We start from the raw sequence: 21784 nt of genomic DNA on the forward strand, positions 1-21784 counted from the left end.
AGGACGCATGCCACAACGTCGTAAGGCCATCATGTCCGTACTGACCGCGGCCATGGTGTCGCTGGCCCTGGGGACCGGGCAGGCTCGGGCCGATACGTCGCCCGACGCGGCGGCGTTCGCGGACGCGGACCAGACCCCGGCGGAGATCCAGGCCTACTGGACACCGGAACGCCTTCGCACGGCCGACGAAGAGTCCACCCCGGCCCCCGAACCCGACGATGAGGGGACCCCCACCACGACCCCTGCCTCGACGATGACCGACAGCGGCACGGGCAGCGCGCCCCCCTCCGCCCTCACGCGGGACGCCGACGCGCTGACGCCGTTCTCGCAGTCGAAGGTCTGGTCCGCGCACGGTACGGGGCCGGCCGCCATGATCGGCAAGCTCTACTTCACCGACCACGCGGGAGAGCGTCACTTCTGCACCGCGACGGTGATCAACTCCGACAACCACAGCACCATCTGGACCGCCGGGCACTGCGTCACCGACGGGCACAAGCACTGGTACTCCAAGTTCCTGTTCGCGCCCGACTATCACGACGGAAAATGGCCGTACGGGACGTGGGCGTGGACGAAGGTGGCGGCTCCGAACGGCTACCACGACGGGAAGAGCCGGAGCTTCGACATGGCCGCGATCGCCCTCGCCCCGAACTCCGCGGGCCGCAGGGTCGGTGACGTCGTCGGATGGCAGGGGTACAAGTTCGGCAAGGCCTACGACCAGACGGACTGGTCCGACGTCCGCTCCTTCGGCTTCCCCGAGAACACCCATCCCTCCAGATCCGGGATCAGCTCCGCCGACCTGCGGTTCTGCGTCGACAGTAAGACGTACCGCGAGAGCCTCTTCCAGGTCATCGACTGCGACATGGGCAGCGGCTCCAGTGGCGGCCCGTGGCTCGAGGACCTGGACGTCTCGCGCGGCTGGGGCTACCTCATCGGGCACAACAGCCACCACACCGATGCCGGTATGGCGACGGAGCGCAGCCCCTGGCTGGACAACGCCGCGATCAATGCCCGCGACGCGGTCCGCCGCGCCTGAAACGACGCCGCAACACCCTCGCCGCTCGGCGGCCTCCACGGCCGTGGAGGCCGCCGAGCGGCGCCGGCGGAGCCACCTGAAGGGTCCTGTCCCCCTCGCCTTCGACCGGAGGTCCTGACCCGTCCGCTCGGCGGTCCATCGGGATGGTGGTGGGGTCCCCGACACCGTTCTCCGCCATCAGTTCGGCCCACCGGCCTTCAGCGGGCGGTCGCCGCCTTGGGTGCCGCCGTTGGTTCCGGCGTTGGGGTTACTTTCGTTGGAGGTGTCGCCTCCGCCGTTGCTGCTCTTGCCGTTGTCGTTGCCTCCGCCGTTATTGTCCTTGCCGTTTCCACCGCTGTCGTTACCTCCGGCATTGTTGTCCTTGCCTCCGCCGCCGCTGCCGTGCCCATTGCGGTTGTCGTTCTCGCTCCCGCCGCTGTTGTCGCTATTGTTCGAATTAGACTGACTCTTTTCTTTGTGGTTCTTCTTATAGGATTTAATATCAAGATGTGCAGCATATCCGCCATGCTTGCCTTGGTCGTCTTTATTGCTCGAACCGTCGCCTGTGGGATCGCTGCTGCCTTTGGTGTCTTGATTTCCACTGCTGCTGTTGACGCTACTGTCTAGCTCATCGTGACCGTTGTTTTGGTGTTTGTCGTCCTTCTGGTTTGCGGTCGCGGTGTCGTTGCTGTTGCTGTTGCTGTTGTTATCACCGGCGGTGCTTGGGCGCTCCCCGCCGCCGTACTGGCCGGCGATGAGGTTCCCGTTGCCGTTGTTGTCATTTCTGGTGGTGCTTTGGTGCTCGCCGCCGCCGTATTGGCCACCGATGAGGGTGCTGTTTTCGTTGCTGCTGTTGACGCTGCTGCCGAGCTCATCGTGGCCGTTGTTATCCTGTTTGTTGTCCTTCTGGTTTGCGGTCGACTCGGCGGCGCTCAGTTCGCTTGGGGTTCCCGAGTGAGGGACGGGTTGGGTGGTGGGTCGCGTACCAGTGCCGCTGACGCCGTTGTCGTTGTTGGTGTCGATGCTGGCACCGTTGTTGGACATATAGCCATCGCCGTTGGCTGTGACGCAATGGTTGCCATGGCATCCACTGTTGCCGTGGCCGAGTTTGCTGACGAGATTGGGGGAGGTTGGTTGATTGCTGGTTGTAATTGTAGTTTCGCCGCCGCCGCTAAGTTGTTGCTGGACGGCGTCCTTGAGGCGGTTGTTGGCGACTTGCCGCTGGTCGTTAGCGACCCTCTGCTTTTCGGTCGCCATGGACTGGGCGCAGCTCGGGTTCTTCTGGCAGGCTTTGTCCTGGATGTTTCTTTGGGCATCGACCGTCTGATCGACGTAGGCGGTGGAGTCGGTGCCATCGGTGTTAGCCGGGTCGCCCAGGTAGTGGTTCTTCTGGTTCGGATCCGGCGGCATGTTGGTGGTGACGTCCGATTGCGCCTGGCCGGCGGCGATTCCCTTTTGCTGCTCGGCGGCAATCTTGGCGGCGGCCTCATCCAGGCGCTTGGCGTAGGCCTCGGGTGATTCCCCGACGTAGGGCCGGATGTTGTTCCTGGCCCAGATCAAAGCGTTGAAGCGATCGGTCTGGTAGGTGTCGTTGGCCGAGTTGAAGTATTGCGTCACCGTTGAGTTGATCTTCGCCCCGACTGTATCCGCCGAACCGGCGGACCCGTTGCCGCTGTACCAGATCTTGCCGTTGCCGTCGATCCACACGTTGTAGCCGGCGTCCTTCAGCGATTTTACGGCCTTTTCTTTGGCGGTCTCGAACGTTTGCCCTTGCGCCTGCTGCTGGGACTGGTTGATCTGGTCGTTCAGGACGGCCAGGTCCGTTGCCTGGCTCTTGATCTGGTCCAGCTCCATGTTCAAGGATGCGGCCTGGGCGATCGCGGCCTGGTCGTTCGGGTCTTTCGCGTTGAAGAACCCGTCCTTGTACGTGATCGACCCACCGGTGAACGGCAACATCGAGGGGCTCAGGTCCGCGGCACTAGCGCTGTTGACCGCGTTGGTGTTCTTGTTGAGCTGCGTCGTGATGTAATTTTCCAGGTTTGTGACGTTCTGGACGTTGCTGATCTTCGGGTCCCAGGTGTAGCCGTTGATCAGCCCCTGGTAACCGAGGGCGGATACGGTGGCGTTGTCGGCTTGGATGTTGTACAGCCCGGCCAGTTGGGATCGACGACCCTGTCGCTGCCACTCATAAATGAGCTGCAGATAGGGATCGGGCTTGCCGGTCCGCTTGTTGATCACGGCAGTAATCTTGCCGTTCTCGTATCGCGGTTGAGCGATTTCCGTCGGATCGGACCCGTAGGCTGCCTGTTCGTCGCTGATCTCCTGGGGGAGGGAGAGATCGTACAGGGTCTGCCAGTCGGCCTCCTTCTGCTTCTCGCACGCGGAATCACCGCGGCAGTCCCTGCCGGCGACCTGCAGCGCAGCCGGTTCATTGATCAATCGGTCGTACATCAACTGCGCTTCGCCTGGATCAGGGCTTGAGGTCAAACCCTGGCTAATGCCGCTCTGGATGGTTTGAATATTCTTGTCGACGACGCCTGGCTTCGTTCCCGAATAAGAAGCGATCAACTCGGCCGGGTCGCCGTTGTCCGGCGCGCCGGCGACCCGTGCATCGTTTCGTGCGAACTCCAGCATCTTGAGGTATGCCTGGACTCTGTTCATCACAGTGTCCCGAGTCGGATAACGGGACTCCTGATAGCGGGTAATCCCGTTGGCCAGCTCGTCGGTGCCCAGCCCCGCCACCCCGGCCAGCCCGCCAGAGACCCCGGTCTCGGTCTCGTTCAACCCCGTCTCATCGGGCGTCGATGTCGTGGTCTTGGGCAGGTCCGCGTCCACCACGATCGGCTGTCTCGGCGCCTCTACGTCGGAGGATCGGACTACGGGCGGCTGCTCGACCACCCCGTTCACGATGATCGGTTCTTCGGGGGGAACGGTGTTCGACGTTTCACCCGACTCGTATGCGTTGTGCTGTCCGCCCTGACCGATCTTCTCCGTGGGGCGCTCGTCGGGCGCGGCACCGGACGATCCGGTCGAGGTGTCCTCGCTCGCGTCGCCGAATACGCGGTTGTAGTTCTTGAGCGCCTTCTCGAGCGTGTAGCCACCGGTCTCGCCCCGGTCGGTCGAGGACACGGACCTCGTACCGCCGTTGGTCCGGCCGCCGCCGGGGAGCGTGCAGTTGTGGACCAGGAGTTGGGCGGCGCTGACGTAGTAGTCGTGGTCGCCGGCGACGGAGAAGTTGTAGACGGTGGTGGAGACGCGGCGTTCGGTCGCCCGGAGCAGTACGGCGGTCCCGCCGTCGCGTCGGGCGAGGTGGTCACCGGGGCGCAGGTCGCCGGCCGTCGTCCAGCCGCGTCCGGGGATCCAGAAGGGGTGGTCGGGGGTGACCTGGACGGTGACGCCGCCGGAGACGGTGAGGGTGAGCATCCGGGTGGCGTGGCGGTTGAACAGGGCGGTCACGCGGCGGAGTTCGGTGCGCCCGGTGGTCAGGCTGTGCGCCCAGACATGGTCTCCGACGCGGATGTCCTGGATGGGCACGCTGCCGCGGGTGGTGGCCACGGGCGTACCGGCGGGGAAGCAGTTACAGACCGGCTGGGCCGCCTCTTCCTCCTCGGTTGTCGACAGTGGGGAGTCGCCCCCGCCGCGGCCGATGAGGCCGGTTCCGCCGTACTCCGGGTTCTGGGCGCCGTACGACGGAGACAGCGAGGTGAACCGGACGTAGCTTTCGCCGGTCTGGCCGCCGGTGGCTGGCAGCCGGGTGAACTGGACGTAGTTCTCTCCGCCGATCGATGAGGCGGGCAGGGACGATCGCGCCGACGTCCCCGGAATCGCCACCTCGCTGCCGTTCCACTGCGGGATCTCCGTCGTCGGAGTCGTGGAGGTGATCCGCGTCGTGGGGGCGGTCACCGTGGTCTGCGGGAGAGCGATGCGGCTCCCGGGAGCCGGGACGTACTCGGGAACGGCGGAACCCGGGGACGAGGGGGTGATCGGCAGCGTCACTCGCCGTCCGTCGGGGAGCGTCACCTCGACCGGCGTCTGCTGCGGCTGCGTACGGTACGGAACGACCTCGGGCGGGAGGGGCGGAGTGCCGGTCGAGATCGGCTGGGCGACCTCGTTCGTCTTGCCGGTACCGATGGTCCGCCCCCCGGTGGCGCCCGTGTTCGGCACTGGCGTTCGGATCGCCGTGCCCCCGTCCACCTGCGGGGTGGTGACGATGGTGTGCAGCGTCGTCCGGAGCTGCTGTTCCAGGTCGTCGATGAGGCTCTGATCGGCCTGGTCGCCCTTGGCCCGTTCCTGCTGGATGCGGTGGATCAGGCTGCCGGCCTTCTGCAGGTCCGGATAGAGGAGCGGCCGTCCGGGGGTGATGCGCTCCGGCGTCAAGCGGCCGATCAGACTTGAGATCTCGTCGATCGAGACCGAGCCGGGATCGGTGTTCATCCGAACGTACAGCTCAGTGAGCCGGTCGAGCGCCTGCTGCCGGGCCGCCTCGGCGGCGTCGCCCTGGAGCGACGGGTCCGAGGCATCGGTGGCGTACTGACCGCCGTTGTCCCGGGCGTTCTCGAGAGCCTGGGCGATCTGCTGGAGCAGGCCCGCGATCTTTTTGTTGCGCGCCTGCCGCACGGTCGTGGAATCGGACGGCAGGGCGGAGGCGAGTTCCTGCTCGATCTGCCGCATGATGTTCTGCACGTAGCCGGTGCGGTCCCAGCCCTGCCCGTACACCTGGGCGAAGAACTGCCGGATCATCGCTACCTGCTTGGCGTCCGCTCGCGCGTCACCGAGGAACGCGACGCCGTCGCCGCCCACCACGATGATCGCGGACGGTATGCCCTTCTGGCCGGCCGTCTTCGACAGGGCGTTTCCGACGGACTGCGCCGACGCGCCGGACTTCGACAGGTCGACGACGATGCCGCCCAGCGGTGCGCCGTCACGGCTCGGCTCGGCCGCCAGTTCCGCGTACTTGGCGCGCAGACCGGAGGCGATCTTGTCCGGGGCGGCGGACGCCGGACGGTAGATGCCGTACCGGTCGCCGTCGATCACGAGCTCGGCGGCCCGGGATGAACCGTAGCGTCGCCGGACCGTGACGTCGCGGTTCGCGCGGGCGATGTCGTCGGCCACGTCGGTCACCGTCCGCGGGAAGGCGCGGCCGGTCTCGACCTTGGCCCGTACCGACCCGCCGGTCCCGGTCTTGGCCCGTACCGGCTGGGACGTCTCGCCCATCAACGCGGCGATCGCGTCGGGATCATCGCGCATCAGCTTCTTCAGCGCGTCGGCGGCCGCATCCGCGTTGTCCTGAGGAAGTACGACGGCGAACACGTCCCATTTCTGCTCGCCCTGTTCATCGGGCCCCTGCCGTACGCCGACCACGAAGTATTTGAGGTTCCGCGCGAGAAGCAGTTCGTTCTCATCGTTACGGCTCAACGTGCCGAGGTACACCGCCGGTGTGCCACGCGGGACACGGAGATGGAGCCTGACCGGACGCGAGGGCGAGAAGACCTTGCCGCCGAGACTCGTCGACATGAATCCGGGCTCGTCGACGACGGTTCCCGCGAGAGCGTTCAAGGGCGCCCCGAACGCGCCGGCGGTCACGCTCCGTATCACGTCGATGTCCTGCGGTACCGGCCGGCGCCGCATGATGCGATCCAGCGCCGCGGCCTTCCGCTTGAGCGCGATGCGCCCCCACGGCGACGAATTCCTCTTCCCTCTCAGGAAGTCATTCAGCTCGGCGAAGTGACCTTCGGAGTAGTCCCGCAGCGTCTTTTTCTGGCCACCGGAAAGGCGGGCGAGTACGGCATCCCACGTCGTTTCGCCGAACTGAGGCGCGACCGACAGACCACCGATCGGGGTGACAGCGGGTTTCGCCCCTCTGGGACTCGACACGGCGGACGTGGCGGGTTCGGTCGGCAGGAAGCCACGGTTGCGCGCGTTCTGTCCGGATGCCCTGACCCGGGTCGTCGGCGTGGCGGTGTCCTGGTCGGCGCCCGACTGCGGCGACGCTACCTGGCCGGAAGGAACGTCCGGGGAGTAGATCGGAGCGTTGACGCCCTTGAAGCCTTTGCCGAGAGGAACGACGAACGCGCTCTCGAAGGAGAGGTTCACCCCGGACAGGGCCTCTTTGAGGACGTCGACGATGGCGTCCAGGGGCGGCGATTTGATGCCGTGGGCCTCCAGCCACTGGGAGAGGCCCTCGGCAAGGGTGTTCGGGTTGTAGTCGACACCGGCGACCAGTTCGAGGGAGGGCTTCAGCTCGAACAACCGCGCCATCGCGTTGGGGGCGGAGAAGTCGAGCGGGAAGTCCTCGGCGACTTCGAAGGAGAGCTTGGCCTCGATGACCGACGGCACCGACCACGCCTCCTGCTGGCCCGGCAGCCGGAACGCCAGCTTGAGCGGAACGTCGACCTTGGTGGAGACCTTCCGCTGACGGGTCAGCTTGCCGGACTGCGCGTTGTCGGAGCCGCCGCTGATGACCCACGGGCCGCGTTTGAAGGGGGACAGCTTGTAGGCGGACCACTTCTCCTGCCCGAGCTGCTTCTCCCACTTCAGCCCGAAGGAACTCTGGGTGTTCGCGACTCCTTCGAGTACGAAACCGACCTGGACGCCGCGGATCTCACCGACCTGCCAGAAGGGCGATTCCCCGATCTTCGTCTTGATCCGCGCGGCGTTGGGGATCTCTTCGACCTCGACCTTGTCACGCCGGTTGCGCAGCAGCAGGTAGAAGCCGCCGTCGACGGGATCGCGGACGATCTGCACGCCCGCGGAACCCGTGACCCGGCGCGACCAGGCGATGATCGGCGCGGTGACCGCCTTGCCGGCGCCCTTGACGGTTCGCGCCACCTTCCCGGCGGAGCCCGGTGCGGGCAGGGCCTTCGTGCTGCCCTCGCCCGGGTTCACGAGCGAGGTGTCGTACTGACGGTCCAGTTCTCCGGACGCGGCGGCGTCGGCGAGGTGGCGGTGGCCGTGGGGGATCCGCTTGGTGCGAGCCATGTACGGCAGGGCCCACTCCATCCCGAGTTTCTCCACGCGGGCGCGCCAGGTGCTGCCGCGGGCCCACTGATCCCGCTGGATGGCGCGCCATTGCGCGGATACCCGCTCCACCTCGCGGATCTGGGCCTGCCGAAGCCACCCGGCCTTGGCCTTCTTGCCGCCGGCAGAGGTGATCTTGTTGCCGAGGCGGATCAGTTCGTTCTCGGTCTTGATCTGCGCGTCGAGAGCCTTGTGCAGCCGGTCCGCCAGAGTGGAGATCGTCTCGGGTGGTGCGGGTGCCCCCTGCGCAGAGAACTGCGCGGTGCGAAGGGCCCGTTCGGCCGCAGCGGTCGCCTGATCGGCCTCTCCGAGCTTGGTGCGCAACGTGTCGAACTGACCGATCCGTCGTGCCAGATCCGTGTCGATGGGCGGCGTCGCGTTCGGCGACGAGCCCTGTTCACCGGCTCCGGTGGCGAGTGTTTCCGGACGTTCGGCGCTCGCACCAGAGCTTTGGGAGAGGAAGTCGGTGGGGATCAGCTCGATCTTCTTCAGCGAGTCGATCCGTGGCAGAGCGGCGAATCCGCCTCTCCCGCCGTCGACCTTCTGGCTGTCGAGGAACACCACGCCATTGGCGTCGTGGACGACGTTGAGGATGTGAGCGGAGCCGTCCTTACGCCACAAGGCGACCAGCGCACGGGCACCCTCACCGGCGCGCTGCATCTCTGCGACGATCTCGTCCCACGACGACACCGGGTGGACGCCCTGCCGTGACACGATCTCGCGCTGCAGCTCATAGGCCCGCTCGCGGTCGGTGGCGTCGAACACCGGCGGGGCGGGAGCCGGATCACGGGTTCCGGTGGCCACTGCCTCGTCTGTCCCGATCGCGCAGTACAGGCAGTTCTGGTCGTAGCCGGAGGACGGCCGGTAACGTGGCGTGTTGATCTTGGCCAGGGCGGCGTAGTCGCGTTCGTACAGCCTGGCCAGCTCGTCCGGATCGGCCGACCCGTCGAAGATGGCCGGCAGCGTTCCGTCGGGCACCCGTGAGGCGGTCCGGCTCGACGACTGCCGCCGAAGCCGGTTCAGCAGGTTCTGCAGCCTGTCGGACGGAGACTTCCCGTCTGGAACCGTTGCGGTGCTCGGCACCGCCGGCGAAGCGACCGCCGGTACGGAGCCCTTTCCCTGATCGCCGGCCGGGGTGCCGCCCGAGCCCGACAACAGCCCTCGATAGATCCAGGAACCGCCCGCGTCGCGGACCATGTCCGCCCGGACCCGTGATGGGCTCGGCAGCGTTGCGTCCGGGACCAGTGTCCCCGTCTCGAAGGCGTCCGCCAGCGCGGCCACCTGGCCGGGCTCGAACACGGTGCCGCCGACCCTCAGCCACACACCCGCGTCGGCGACACGGGCGACGAACATCTTCGCGGGCTCTCCCTCGACCCGGTCTTCTTGCGTCAGCCGACCCCACTTGCCCGTGCTCTCGATGCGCATCGTGGCTCGCCGGTGGATGGGATCGGCGGCCTGCCATCGCTCGAGCCGGGGCAGCTGTTTGATCGCACGTGTGTTGCTGGTGGTCGCGGCGGCCTTGAGCTCGTCGATGTGCAGTAGGCCGTCGGCGCCCATGTACAGCGCGTCGATCTCGGCGCCGCGCTGTCCGGCCTCCGCCCAGATCTCCAGTCCGGGAACGACGGTTCCGTCGATCACCACCGCCGGGCTCTTCTCGGTGCGTTTGAGACCGGCGTAGACGGTCGTGCCGGACTTCGCCTCATTCCGGGCGATCGCGCTGACCTCCCGGAGCTCGGAAAGGTGATCGACGCTCTGCAGCGTGTCCGCGACCAGGGAGGAGGCGCTGTCGCGGTCGATCCGGGCGATCCCGCCGGCCGCGTCCAGGGGGAGGTCGGCGATGGCCCGCAGTACCTCGTCGGTCTCGGCGCGGCGCTTGGCCGCATTCGGCGGCTGCGCCCGGGTGAGGAACTTCTGGAGAACGGGTTCCTTGATGTTGATCCGGGCCAGCACGGGCCGGACCGCGGCGAGCAGGGCAGCGTCCGCGTCCGCCGCGGTGGCGGTCTTCGGGGCCTCCCTCTTGATCCGCTGCGCGTACAGCTCAGTGAGGACCTGGTCGAGCGTCCGGCCGGGGCGCTTGCGCAGGTCCGCCAGGTATCGCGTCATGCGCCCGACGTCGTGTTCAGCCCGCTCCCACGCGAACGCGAACTGCCGGCGACTGGGTTCGCCGGTCAGCTCGTTGTCGTAGACGGCGCGCAGCGTCGGGTCGGTGAGACCCGGCAGGTCGTCGGACGAGGCGGCCAGCGTGACCCCGGTGCCTGGGACCGACGTCGGCCGCAGGGTCACATCTGCCTGCGGGATCAGACCACCGAGCAGTCCGAACACCAGCGCGGCGGAGGCCACCGCCCGGCCCCGCACCAGGTGCCACGGCTTCGCCTTAAGCCGCCTCGGGCCCTCGCCCACGCCGGCCACGACGGAGTCCGGGCGGGTGGCGGGATCCGGGCGCACTCCGGCACTCGGAGCGACGCGCCTGCCGGTCCGCCGGGACGTCAGCGCGGCCGCGACCAGCAGTACAGAGGCGATACCGAAGAGGAGGGAGTTCATCGCGAGACCGTCACCTTCACCGAAGCCTCGATCGTCCGGTCACTACGCCCTGGAAGATGGCCGTCGCCGCCTCCGCGCCGCGTGGCGGCGACGGCCGACTCGATTCCGCTCAGCGCGGGCCGAGCTTTCTCCACGGGTCCCGGGTCACCTGACCGGCTGCGCGTCGTACGTCTGCGCGCCGCCCATGACGGGCTGAGCGACGGCTTGGGCGGCGTCCGAGCCTGTCGGTGAGGAGCCGTCGTCGCTCGATGACCGCACTCCCGCATCCGCGCCGGTGGCGTACGGAGCCGTAGCCCCCGGAGCGGCGTACGAGGTCGTCGCCGTCGCGTGGTGACCGGCCGAGGCGTAGCCGTCCGAGGACGGCGTGGCGCCGGTCAGCAGGCACAGCGGGATCATCTTGTGCCCCTGCGCCGAGGCGAGAGGCCGAGCGGTCGAGCACGGGGAGCACGGCAGGTAGGAACCGCGGGCGGTGTCCGGGCACAGGGGGACCTGGCCCGGCCCGTCCGAGACGGTCGGCTTGTCACTGGCGGCCTGCGCGGCGTCGCTCGGCCGGGCGCCGTCATCAGACTGGGTGTCGTGGTCGTGTGACCGGTTCCCGTCGTGGTGGCCGTGTCGGTGCTCTGGCCGGGCGCCGTCATCGGACCGGGTGTCGTGGTCGTGTGACCGGTTCCCGTCGTGGTGGCCGTGTCGATGCTCCGGCCGGGCGCCGTCATCCGACCCGGCGTCTTGGCCGGCGTGGGCGCCGTCGTCCCGACCGGTCTGGGCACGGGCGGCCGCCTGCGTGCCCTGGCCGGTCTTGGTGCCGTCGGTGGAGTGGTTCGAGTCGCTCGACGAGTCGTCCGAGTTGGAGGCGCTGTTATCGCGCCGCAGCGTCACGCACAGGCGCTTCACCGCCTTGCCGTCGGCGTCCGTGAGGCCGTTCGCGTCGCCGCCGGACGCGGACGCGATGGAGCAGGGGACGCAGCGCGTCACCTGGCTCCGGCCGTCGCCGTCCTTGATCAGGCAGAGTCCCGTGGCCTGGTCGTCGCTGGAGGTGGAGTCCTGGCTGGACGAACCATCGCGTGAGGAGCCGGCGGTGTCGGAGGCGGGCGCGCACACCTGGGCGGTCAGGTCGGCCGTACGGGAAGGGAGACGATGGCAGCCCCCGCAGGCGGTCGCCTGCGACGGATCCTGTTCGTCGGACGTGGCGCTCTGGCCGGTGTCCGAGCCGCCTTGGACGCAGATCCGGGGCTGCGAAGCGGACGTGCCCGCAGCGGCTGCCATCGGGTCGCCCGAGACCGTGCCGGACGCCGCATCGGTCGTGTCGCCGGGCGTGGCGGCCGGTGTTGTGTCGGTCGTGTCACCTGCCGTGGCGGCCGGTGTGGCGTCGGTCGTGTCGCCGGCCGCGGTGGCCGGTGTCGTGTCGCTGGGCGTGGTGGCGGCCGTGTCGTACTTCGCGGTGCCCGAGGTGTCGGTCATCCCGCACAGGGACGGCTCGGCGGTGCAGACGGCGAGGTAAGTCGACAGCCCGGTCGTGTCCGTGCCTCCGGAGAGAGCGGCGACCGTGTCGGCACCGGCGGCAGGCCCGGACTGGACGGCCGGCGCACCCGCCTTCTTCGCCTCCTTGGTCGCCTTGGCGGAGGTGCGCGCGGCGGCGAGAGTGACCTGCGGCAACGTCGAACGCCGGGCGGCGGCCTTGTGCTCGGCGGCGCGGGCTGCCTTCCAGGACCGGGCGGCGGCGATGAGATGGGTCTGCTGCGCGGCGAGCTTCTTGTCGCGGGACCGTAGTTGCGCCGCCAGCTTGTTCAGCTCGCCGGACGGCTTGCCCGACTGGGCGACCGTCTTCTGCTGCATCGCGCTGATCGCCGCCAGCGACTTGCGGATGAGTGCGCGCTGGTGCCCGGCGGTCGCAAGCCGGTGCTCGTACGGCGTGCCCGCCACGACCTTCGTCGCTGCCGGAGTCGAGGCGTGACCGGGCGTGGAGGTCTTCTTGGGCGTCTGCTTCGCCGCCTTGCGCCGCACCGTCTGCTTCGCGCCCTTGTGCTGGACCGCAGTGTGGGTGGTCCGCGCGGTGGCCGGTGACGGGCGATCCTGCGCGGCCGTCTTCGTACCGGCGCCCGAGTGCACCGACATGGCCACGGCGATGATGCCGCAGACGATGGCGAGGACGAACAGCAGCAGCGGCCAGGATCGGTCGGTGCGCTCGGCGTCGCGGGTACCAGAGGGGAGGATCCGGGCAGAGACGGATCTGGGCTTCTTCGACACGGGAGGGTCTCCTCGTCGGCCGCGCCGGGGTCCGTACGAGGAGGCCGGCGCGCGGCGGATGCGAATGCGTGAACAGTCTCGGAACACGGGGCAACGCCCCGGAGAAAGACGACGACGGAGCACCGTCGTCACGCACGTCGCGGCCTGGCCTGCGACCCGCCTTCACGTACATCAGGGACTGGCGCCCAATGCACGTGGGATGTCGAAGCCAAGAATGAGGGGACGACCGATCACTGTCAAGGTCTCTCGGCCGTACGTTCCCGGGCGTGGCATCCGTGCGGGATGTCCGCCATGAGCGAGCCGCTGTCAGTCCGCTGACGCGTGCTCGCGGCGGACACCGCTGCGGTGACCCGCCTAGGAGATGGCTGCGATGACCCCCTACAGCGATGACCCCCTACAGCACGGTGACCTCCTCCGAGGACGTACCGGCCGACGCGTTGCACCCGCCCCTGCGGCGACCGGACGGCGTGAGCCCCCAGGGTCGTAAGTCGGCGTGGGCGGCGTTCCTGCTGGGAGTAGTGGTCAGTGTCGCGGCGAATGTCGCGCACACCTGGCACCCGGCCGCCGCCACCCTGCGGACCCACGCCGCCCTGCACGGCGGTTCGACCGGCGGCCGGCATCCAGAGCCCGGGGCGCAGCCGGCGGTCGCGATCGACGGTGAACGGGGCGTCCGGCCGAAGAGGTCTTGACGCGAAGCGGATCTTTTCGCACACTGGCCCTGCCATCGGCGCGATGGCGGAGCCGTTGCTGAAGATTCGCAGCGGTGTCCGGTCTGCCTGTTGCTGAGCAAGCAGGGGGCGTGCCGCGTCGGGATGGTGTTGGTCGCCAGGGCTTGGCGACGCACCTTGCGTACTGCACTTCGTCGTTGACTCGTCGTGATCAGGTGCGGGCGCGCCTCCCGGCGTCTCCGCGCATCCTCAGGAGCAGACAATGCGCCCCCTCCGCCACATTCCGCCATGCCTTCCTGCCCTCTGGGGCGCCATCAGCCGCTGCGCCGCGGTACGACGCCGCATCACCGGTGCGCTATCGACGCCGCGCGCGATCTCCATCCCGAACAGGCCACCGGTCGGCGCCTGGCTGCCGCCCATGATCGGCGTACTGATCGGTGCCGTGCTGGTCATCTCGATCGTGGGAGTCCCCGGCGTCGAGCCCGGTTCGGCGTCCGCGCCGGCCTCCGATCGGAGACCGGCACAGGCGTCGGCCGTCGCGGGAAAGGCGCCGGTCGCCGCCGCGCCCGTCCAGAACGCCCCCCTGTCCGCCACACGGCAGGACCTGACGAAGGTCCGTCGCGCGCTCTCCGCGCTGAGGAAGGCGCGCGCCGAAATCGCGGCGCTGCCCGGCGCGTCCGTCGCCGACCTCGACCGTGCCATCGGCGAGCTGGCCCGTACGGCACAGGCCGGGCAGGTCACCGACGCGGTGGCCCGAACCGCGCCGACGAACGTCTCGGCCGCCTCCCGCGGCGAACGAGAAAGCCGCGCCATCGCCACGGCCGTCGCCTACGCCCGGGCTCAACTGGGCAAGCCGTACATCTACGGCGGCGAGGGCCCGCGCGGCTACGACTGTTCCGGGTTGACGATGAAGGCGTACGAGGCCGCCGGCGTCTCGATCCCGCGGACCTCCGACGTCCAGTACTGGCACACCCACCACGTCAACCTGGGCCACGAACAGACCGGCGATCTGGTCTTCTTCGAATACCACCGAGGAATGAGCGGACCTGGCCACGTCGGCATCGTGATCGACCCGAAGCGTCACCTGATGATCGCCGCTCCGCACACGGGCACGGACGTCAAGATTCAGAACTACCTCACGGTCGGCAACGCGGACGGCTTGGTCGGCTTCGGTCGTCCCGTGAACGGGCACGCCATCCACCCGGCCCACCCGTTCCACGGCCGGATCCCCGCGATCAAGACCGCCGACGCCTCCCCATCGGCCCACCGGGCCACCGCGCACACGGCCCGTACGGCGTCGGCCGCGCCGGCGGGCTACACGGTGTCCCCAGCGCGTCGATCCGCAGGCTCGGCCACCCGCCGGAGCACGCGACCGGCGGTCGATCGGCCCGCGCGGGTGTCGCCGTCCCGACACGGCCGTGCGCATCGGCTCACGCGGGTACCGGCTCGGCACGGCAACCGGATCGACCGGTCGGCCCGAACGCCGGCTCACCCGTCTTCTCCGCAGCGTTCCACCTGGTCGGCGCCCACGCCCCCGTCGAGCCGCCGCGCCACGCCCAGGACGGCGGTACCGCACCGTTCCGGCACGGCCGCACGTCACATCGCCTCCGGCCACGGGGACGGCGCCCGATGAGCCCGCTCGCGACGGCACCCGCCGCCAGGAAGGTGTGCCGGCTGGACGAATGCGATCAGTCGGTCCCGCCCACGGTCGACGGGTCGCCCCGGTTGTACTGTTCACCCGCTCACCGGGCCGAGGCACGCCGGCGGCGACGTGCCGCCGTGCCGGTCGGCGGCTCGCCGGAACGAGTACCGGTGCCGGACCGGTCCGCCCCCGCCGCGCAGGTCGCCAGCGCGCCACCCCGGACCGTGGATCACGAGACCGCCGGCCGGCCGGCACCCATGCCCCCGCGCGAGCGGAAATCCGCGCGGCCCGGACGACTGCGTTCGGAGAGGGGGCGTCTGGAAACGGCGCCCTCGGGAGCGGAGCGCCGGGAAACAGAGCGCCCAGAAGCCGCACTCCCGGAAACAGCGCGCGCGGATGGTCCGCGAGAGCCCGCACTGGTCTCCGCCGTGATGTCGGCCGCGGGTATGCGGGGTACGCCGGTTACTTCGGGCGGGGACGGGGTGAAAACCGCGAGCCGGGCCAGAGGCTCCGCCGTCACGTCGGCCGCGGGTACGCGGGGTACGCCGGTCATCCCGAGCGGGGACGGGGTGAAAACCGCGAGCCGGGCCAGAGGCTCCGCCGTCACATCGGCCGCCGGCACGCGGGGCACGTCGGTCACTTCGAGCGGGGACGGGGCGGAAACCGCGGACCGGGTCAACGGCTCCGCGAAGCGCGCCGGGCAGGAACGCTCGCAGGCCGGTCGCCGGAATTCGACGACGATTCCCCTGCAGACGGGCGGACGCCGATCGCGCGGCGCCGGAGGCCGACGCCGATCCGGGCCTGCAAGTGGTGGGCGTCGATCGAGTGCTGAGGAAGGCGGGCGCCGATCCGGGCCTGCAGGCGGCGGGCGTCGACCGGGTGCCGGGGAAGGTGGACGCCGATCCGGGCCTGCAAGTGGTGGGCGTCGACCGGGTGCCGGGGAAGGCGGACGCCGATCCGGGCCTGCAAGTGGTGGGCGTCGATCGGGCGGTGGGGGAGGCGGGCGCCGACCGGGCTCTGCCGGGGGCGGGCGTCGCTGGACGACGCGGTTGCGTCCGTCGGTCCAGCTGCCTCGCGGACGCCTGAGCGGGCCGTCCCGGGTTTGGAAGAGGCTGAGGCCGTCGCAGCGGATCCGCCCGCTCCGTTGGGCGGCGGCCGGATTGGTCGCGTTGATCCTCTTCGCGACCGCGGCAGCCGCGCAGCCGTCCGTCTTCACCGGCCATCGCGCCGGGCCGCGCCGCGGGGCATCGGCCCGTACGGTGGCGCCGGTCACGGGGGAGGCGCTCATCCGCCTGCGGTCCGCCGAGGTCGCTCGGTCCCTGAAGCGCGTCGAGGGCCGGATCCGGACGCTGCGGAACGCCCGGCGGGAGCTCACCGGCCTGCCCGCCGCGCGCAGGACGCCGGCGGTTCTGGCGGCGCTGGCGCAACTCGGTCGGCAGCAGGAGAGCCTGGACCGGCTCGCCACGGCGCTACGCCGTCGGACGGCCGAAGCGACGGACCGGTCGCGGCGGCCGGCCGAGCGGGCCCGCCTCGCGAGCGCCCTCGCCGACGTCGAGGGCGCGCTGACCGAACTGCGCGGACTCCCCCCGGACTCGCGGACGCCTTACCTGCGCGCGGCCGTGAGCCGGTTGGCGGAACGCCGTACGGTCCTGCGGCGGCGACTCTCGGCGGCGGACCGGGCCATCGCCCGCCTGGACGAGGAACTGAGCGCTCCACTGCCGGCAGGCGCCCCCTGACCGGGCGACGGCGCGCTCGAACCGCCACACGTCACTGGTCACCGTCTCCATGTAGGCCTCCTAGCCGCGGATCAGGGCGGAGACGATCGCGTACGACGGTTCGAAAGACGGGGCCGGGCGCGCTCCAGCCGCCGGACCTGCGCGGCAGGACGACCGTCACCGCTTCGGTAGGGTTTCGCGTATGACACTGACGCTGCTTCCCGCGGTCGACGTAGCCGATGGCCAGGCCGTGCGCCTCGTGCAGGGGGAGGCCGGCACCGAGACCTCGTACGGCGAGCCCGTCGAGGCGGCCCTGGCCTGGCAGAGCGCGGGCGCCGAGTGGGTCCATCTGGTCGATCTGGACGCGGCGTTCGGCCGGGGTTCCAACCGTGAGCTGCTCGCCGCGGTGATCGGCAAGCTGGACGTCAAGGTCGAGCTGTCCGGCGGCATCCGCGACGACCAGTCGCTGGCCGCCGCGCTGGCCACGGGCTGCGCGCGCGTCAACATCGGGACGGCGGCGCTGGAGAACCCTGAGTGGTGCCGGAGGATCATCGCCGAGCACGGGGACAAGATCGCGGTCGGGCTCGATGTGCGCGGCACCACGCTCGCCGCCCGCGGCTGGACGCGCGAGGGCGGCGACCTGTGGGAGGTGCTCGACCGTCTCGAGGCCGACGGCTGCCCGCGCTACGTCGTCACCGACGTGACCAAGGACGGCACCCTGCGGGGACCGAACACCGAGCTGCTCCGCGAGGTGTGCGCGCGCACCGACCGCCCCGTCATCGCGTCGGGCGGCGTGTCCTCCCTGGACGACCTGCGGGCGCTCGCCACGCTGGTGCCGGCCGGTGTCGAGGGCGCCATCGTCGGGAAGGCGCTGTACGCCGGCGCGTTCACCCTGGAAGAGGCCCTGGCGGCGGTGGGAGGGGCCGCGTGATCAAGCGGATCTCCTCGGGCGGCCCGTGGGAGAACGTCGTCGGCTACTCGCGGGTGGTCGTGGCCGGCCCGTGGGTGCTGGTCGCGGGCTGCACGTCGACCGTGGACGGCGAGGTCCGCCACGAGAACGACGCGTACGGCCAGACGAAGACCGCGTTCGGCATCGCCCTGCAGGCGGTCGAGCAGGCCGGCGCCGAGGCCGAGGACGTCGTACGGACCCGGATCTACGTCCGGGACATCGCCGACGCCGAGGCGGCGGGGCGGGCGCATCACGAGATCTTCGGTGAGATCCGCCCGGCCACGACGATGATCGAGGTCTCCGGGTTCATCGATCACCGGATGCTGGTAGAGATCGAGGTGGACGCCTATTCCGAGGCGCTCCAGGACGGAGACAGGCCATGACCGTCGCGATCCGGGTGATCCCGTGCCTGGACGTCGACGCCGGGCGCGTGGTCAAGGGCGTCAACTTCGAGAACCTCCGGGACGCCGGCGACCCGGTCGAGCTGGCCCGCCGCTATGACGCCGAAGGCGCCGACGAGCTGACCTTCCTCGACATCACCGCCTCCAGCGGAGAGCGGGAGACGACGTACGAGGTCGTGCGCCGTACGGCCGAGCAGGTGTTCATCCCGCTCACCGTCGGCGGCGGCATCCGTACCGTCGACGACGTCGACCGGCTGCTGCGCGCCGGGGCCGACAAGGTGTCGATCAACACGGCGGCGATCGCCCGGCCGGAGTTCCTCCGGGAGGCGGCGCACCGGTTCGGCTCGCAGTGCATCGTGCTGTCGGTGGACGCCCGCCGGTCCGGTGACGGCTTCGAGGTGACCACGCACGGCGGGCGGCGCGGCACCGGCCTGGACGCGATCGAGTGGGCGCGGCGCGGCGAGGAGCTGGGCGTCGGCGAGATCCTGCTCAACTCCATGGACGCCGACGGCACCAAGAGCGGTTTCGACCTGGAGATGCTGCGGGCGGTCCGCGAGGTCGTCGGCGTGCCGGTCATCGCCAGCGGAGGCGCGGGCGCGCTCGAGCACTTCGCCCCGGCGATCGACGCGGGAGCCGACGCGGTGCTCGCCGCCAGCGTCTTCCACTTCGGCGAGCTCAAGATCGGCGACGTCAAGGAGTCCATCCGGCAGGCGGGTCACCCCGTACGCTGACCGGCCCCCCGCCCCAGGTCTCCGGCCGGGTCGAGCGTTCGCCGGGTAGGGGTGGCTGTGCTTTTCCCGCACTCGTCGTAACGACGATTCTCCGGTCACTGACGGGGCTCCTGGGGTGACGTGTGTCTCGAATCCGCTTCGAGCGAGCATGTTCGCCGGTGAGTGGGGCACAGGTGGGACGTGTCCCACAGAAGTGACATAGCCCTAAACCTGGCCTATCGGGCGGTCCGCCCGATACTCGGGTGCGGCGGCGCGGCCATCGTCCTGTGCGGTCCGTGGCGGTTCGATCACGCTGAATATGTGTACCGTTGTCACAAACGCACATTTCGGACATCCAGGGCCGAGGTCACTTCGGGGGGAATGGGGAAGCGGCTCTGGGCGGGAGATGATCATGCGTGCTCTTACGGTGGTGCCGTTGAAGGCGGGATCGCTCGAGGTCAGCGAGGTCCCCGAGCCCGCACGAGGCGAGGGCGAACTGCTCGTCGACGGCGTCGCGCTCGGCGTGTGCGGCACGGACCGGGAGATCATCGCCGGTGACTACGGCTGGGCGCCACCGGGCGCGAACCGGCTGATCATCGGACATGAGTCGCTCGGGCGGGTCCGGGAGGCTCCTGAGGGCAGCGACTTCAGCCCCGGTGACCTGATCGTCGGCATCGTGCGGCGGCCCGATCCGGTGCCGTGCGGCGCGTGCGCCCGCGGCGAGTTCGACATGTGCCGAAACGGCGAGTACACCGAGCGGGGCATCAAGCAGATCCACGGTTTCGGGTCCGAGCGGTGGACGATCGAGGCCGACTACGCGGTCCGCATCGACCCGGCACTGGGCGACCTCGGCGTCCTCATGGAGCCCACGACCATCGTGGCCAAGGCCTGGGACCACATCGAGCGGATCGGCAACCGGGCCTGGTTCGAACCCCGCCGGCTCCTGGTGACGGGCGCGGGCCCGATCGGCCTGCTGGCGGCCCTGCTGGGCGCGCAGCGGGGGCTCGACGTCCACGTGCTCGACCGGGTCACCGGCGGGGTGAAGCCGAAGATCGTCGCCGACCTCGGCGCCACGTACCACACGGGGTCCGTCGCCGACGTCACCGCCAAGGCGAACCCGGACATCGTCATCGAGGCCACAGGTGTCTCTCACCTCGTCATGGACGCGATCACCAACAACGCGGCGGCGAGCGTCGTGTGCCTGACGGGCGTCTCGCGCGGCGGCCATCAGATCGAGATCGACGCCGGTTCGCTCAACCGGGAGATCGTCCTGGGGAACGACGCCGTCTTCGGATCGGTCAACGCCAACCATCGCCACTACGAACTGGCCGCCGAGGCGCTCCTGCGCGCGGACCGGTCGTGGCTGGCGCGACTCATCACCAACCGGCTGCCACTCGAGCGAGCCCCCGAGAAGCTCGAAGGAGGTAGTGGCGACGACGTCAAAGTCGTCATTGACCTGGGATCGGGATGACCATGACCACACAAGCTCCCGCCGTGCGGCAGGAACACCTCGCGCATGTCGTCTTCATCAGCGCGGCCGCGGCTCTCGGCGGCTTCCTGTTCGGGTACGACAGCGCCGTCATCAACGGAGCCGTGGACGGCATCAAGGGCCACTTCGGCGTCGGAGCCGGCGTCACCGGTCTGATCGTGTCCGCGGCGCTGCTCGGGTCGGCGCTGGGCGCCGCGATCGCCGGCAAGCTCGCCGACCTCAAAGGACGTCTGCTCGTCATGCGGCTGGCCGCCGTACTGTTCGTGATCAGCAGCTTCGGGGCGATGTTCCCGTTCGCGGACTGGGAACTGGCGTTCTGGCGGATCATCAGCGGCATCGCCATCGGCATGGCCTCGATGGTCTCTCCGGCCTACATCGCCGAGGTGGCGCCGCCCGCCTACCGCGGCCGGCTGGCCTCCTTCCAGCAACTGGCCATCGTGCTCGGCATCGCGATCTCGCAGCTCGTCAACTTCGCGATCGCGGCGCTGGCCGGCGGCAACACCCGCAACCACCTGGTCGGCCTCGAGGCGTGGCAGTGGATGCTGGGCGTCGCGGCGATTCCCGCGGCGATGTACCTCATCTTCGCCCTGATCATCCCTGAGTCGCCGCGTTACCTCGTGGAGGACGGGAAGCTCGACAAGGCCCGCAAGGTCCTCGCCGAGGTCGAAGGCGAGCACATCGACCTCGACGCCCGGGTCCGGGAGATCCAGTCCGTGCTCGCCGCGGAGCACAAGCCGCGGCTGCGGGACATCCGGGGACGCGCGGCGGGCCTGCTGCCGATCGTGTGGGTGGGCATCGGCCTGTCCGTCCTGCAGCAGTTCGTCGGCATCAACGTGATCTTCTACTACTCCGCGTCGCTGTGGCATTCGGTCGGCATCTCCCAGACCAACTCGCTGCTGATCAGCCTGTCGACCTCGATCATCAATATCGTCGGCACGTTCATCGCGATCGCGTTCGTCGACAAGATCGGCCGCAAGCCGCTGGCGCTGATCGGCTCGATCGGGATGACGATCTCGCTGGCGACGATGGCCTGGGCGTTCAGCGCCGCGCACAAGATCAGTAGCACCGAGGTCCGGCTGCCGCACGCCGAGGGTCTGGTGGCACTGTTCACCGCGCACACGTACGTGCTGTTCTTCGCGCTGTCGTGGGGCGTGGTCGTCTGGGTCATGCTGGGTGAGATCTTCCCGAACAAGATCAGGGCGGCCGCGATGTCCGTGGCCGTGGCGGCCCAGTGGATCGCCAACTGGCTGGTCACGGTGACGTTCCCCAACCTGTCGGAATGGAGCCTGTCCGGGGCGTACATCGGATACTCGATCTTCGCCGCGCTGTCGGTGCTGTTCGTCGTCAGGTTCCTGCATGAGACGAAGGGAAAGAAGCTCGAGGAGATGGGCTGACC

General features: G+C 69.5%; 12 protein-coding genes. 10 read left to right on the forward strand and 2 right to left on the reverse strand.

The annotated features are described in order from the left end of the window. The first annotated feature begins 7 nt into the window (after nt 1–7). Complete coding sequence (locus ACQP2O_RS16475) at nt 8–1033, forward strand: trypsin-like serine peptidase (protein WP_433185233.1); 1026 nt, start codon at nt 8–10, stop codon at nt 1031–1033. Nucleotides 1034–1210: 177 nt separating this feature from the next. On the opposite strand, the gene ACQP2O_RS16480 is transcribed toward ACQP2O_RS16475, so the two are convergent. Further along, nucleotides 1211–10570: an ADP-ribosyltransferase gene (locus ACQP2O_RS16480; RefSeq protein WP_433185236.1), complete on the reverse strand. Its 9360-nt coding sequence runs from the start codon at nt 10568–10570 to the stop codon at nt 1211–1213. 144 nt (nt 10571–10714) lie between these two features. Beyond that, on the reverse strand, nt 10715–12814 hold the full coding sequence (locus tag ACQP2O_RS16485; RefSeq protein WP_433185239.1) for a hypothetical protein: 2100 nt from the start codon (nt 12812–12814) through the stop codon (nt 10715–10717). A 386-nt stretch (nt 12815–13200) separates the two neighbouring features. On the opposite strand from ACQP2O_RS16485, the gene ACQP2O_RS16490 reads away from it, so the two are divergent. The 9 genes from ACQP2O_RS16490 to ACQP2O_RS16530 all read left to right on the forward strand — a co-directional run bounded on the left by ACQP2O_RS16490 (nt 13201) and on the right by ACQP2O_RS16530 (nt 21782). Next, nucleotides 13201–13503 carry a hypothetical protein gene (locus tag ACQP2O_RS16490; RefSeq protein WP_433185241.1) on the forward strand — a complete coding sequence of 101 codons (303 nt, stop codon included), beginning with the start codon at nt 13201–13203 and terminating at the stop codon, nt 13501–13503. Between the two features lie 241 nt (nt 13504–13744). Continuing rightward, nucleotides 13745–15115: a C40 family peptidase gene (locus ACQP2O_RS16495; RefSeq protein WP_433185244.1), complete on the forward strand. Its 1371-nt coding sequence runs from the start codon at nt 13745–13747 to the stop codon at nt 15113–15115. A gap of 819 nt (nt 15116–15934) precedes the next feature. Then, nucleotides 15935–16210: a hypothetical protein gene (locus ACQP2O_RS16500; RefSeq protein ID WP_433185246.1), complete on the forward strand. Its 276-nt coding sequence runs from the start codon at nt 15935–15937 to the stop codon at nt 16208–16210. An 83-nt stretch (nt 16211–16293) separates the two neighbouring features. Beyond that, a complete protein-coding gene (locus ACQP2O_RS16505) occupies nt 16294–16860 on the forward strand; it encodes a hypothetical protein (protein WP_433185249.1) in 567 nt (188 codons plus the stop codon). A 181-nt stretch (nt 16861–17041) separates the two neighbouring features. Beyond that, entirely contained in the window at nt 17042–17770 is a 729-nt protein-coding gene (gene priA, locus ACQP2O_RS16510; RefSeq protein WP_433185252.1) for a bifunctional 1-(5-phosphoribosyl)-5-((5-phosphoribosylamino)methylideneamino)imidazole-4-carboxamide isomerase/phosphoribosylanthranilate isomerase PriA, read from the forward strand. Next, nucleotides 17767–18171, forward strand: coding sequence for a RidA family protein (locus tag ACQP2O_RS16515; protein ID WP_433185254.1), 405 nt, complete (start codon nt 17767–17769; stop codon nt 18169–18171). The genes priA and ACQP2O_RS16515 overlap by 4 nt, the downstream gene beginning before the upstream one ends. Continuing rightward, nucleotides 18168–18920 (forward strand): imidazole glycerol phosphate synthase subunit HisF, encoded by a 753-nt coding sequence (gene hisF / locus ACQP2O_RS16520; protein WP_433185257.1) that lies wholly within the window; start codon nt 18168–18170, stop codon nt 18918–18920. The genes ACQP2O_RS16515 and hisF overlap by 4 nt, the downstream gene beginning before the upstream one ends. A 391-nt stretch (nt 18921–19311) precedes the next feature. Next, complete coding sequence (locus ACQP2O_RS16525; protein WP_433185260.1) at nt 19312–20370, forward strand: glucose 1-dehydrogenase; 1059 nt, start codon at nt 19312–19314, stop codon at nt 20368–20370. Beyond that, nucleotides 20367–21782, forward strand: a complete 1416-nt coding sequence (locus ACQP2O_RS16530; protein WP_433185263.1) for a sugar porter family MFS transporter — start codon at nt 20367–20369, stop codon at nt 21780–21782. Before ACQP2O_RS16525 ends, ACQP2O_RS16530 begins: the two co-directional genes overlap by 4 nt. The last annotated feature ends 2 nt before the right edge of the window (nt 21783–21784 follow it).

The sequence above is a fragment of the Actinoallomurus sp. CA-150999 genome (assembly GCF_050942425.1).
Taxonomy (GTDB): Bacteria; Actinomycetota; Actinomycetes; order Streptosporangiales; family Streptosporangiaceae; genus Actinoallomurus.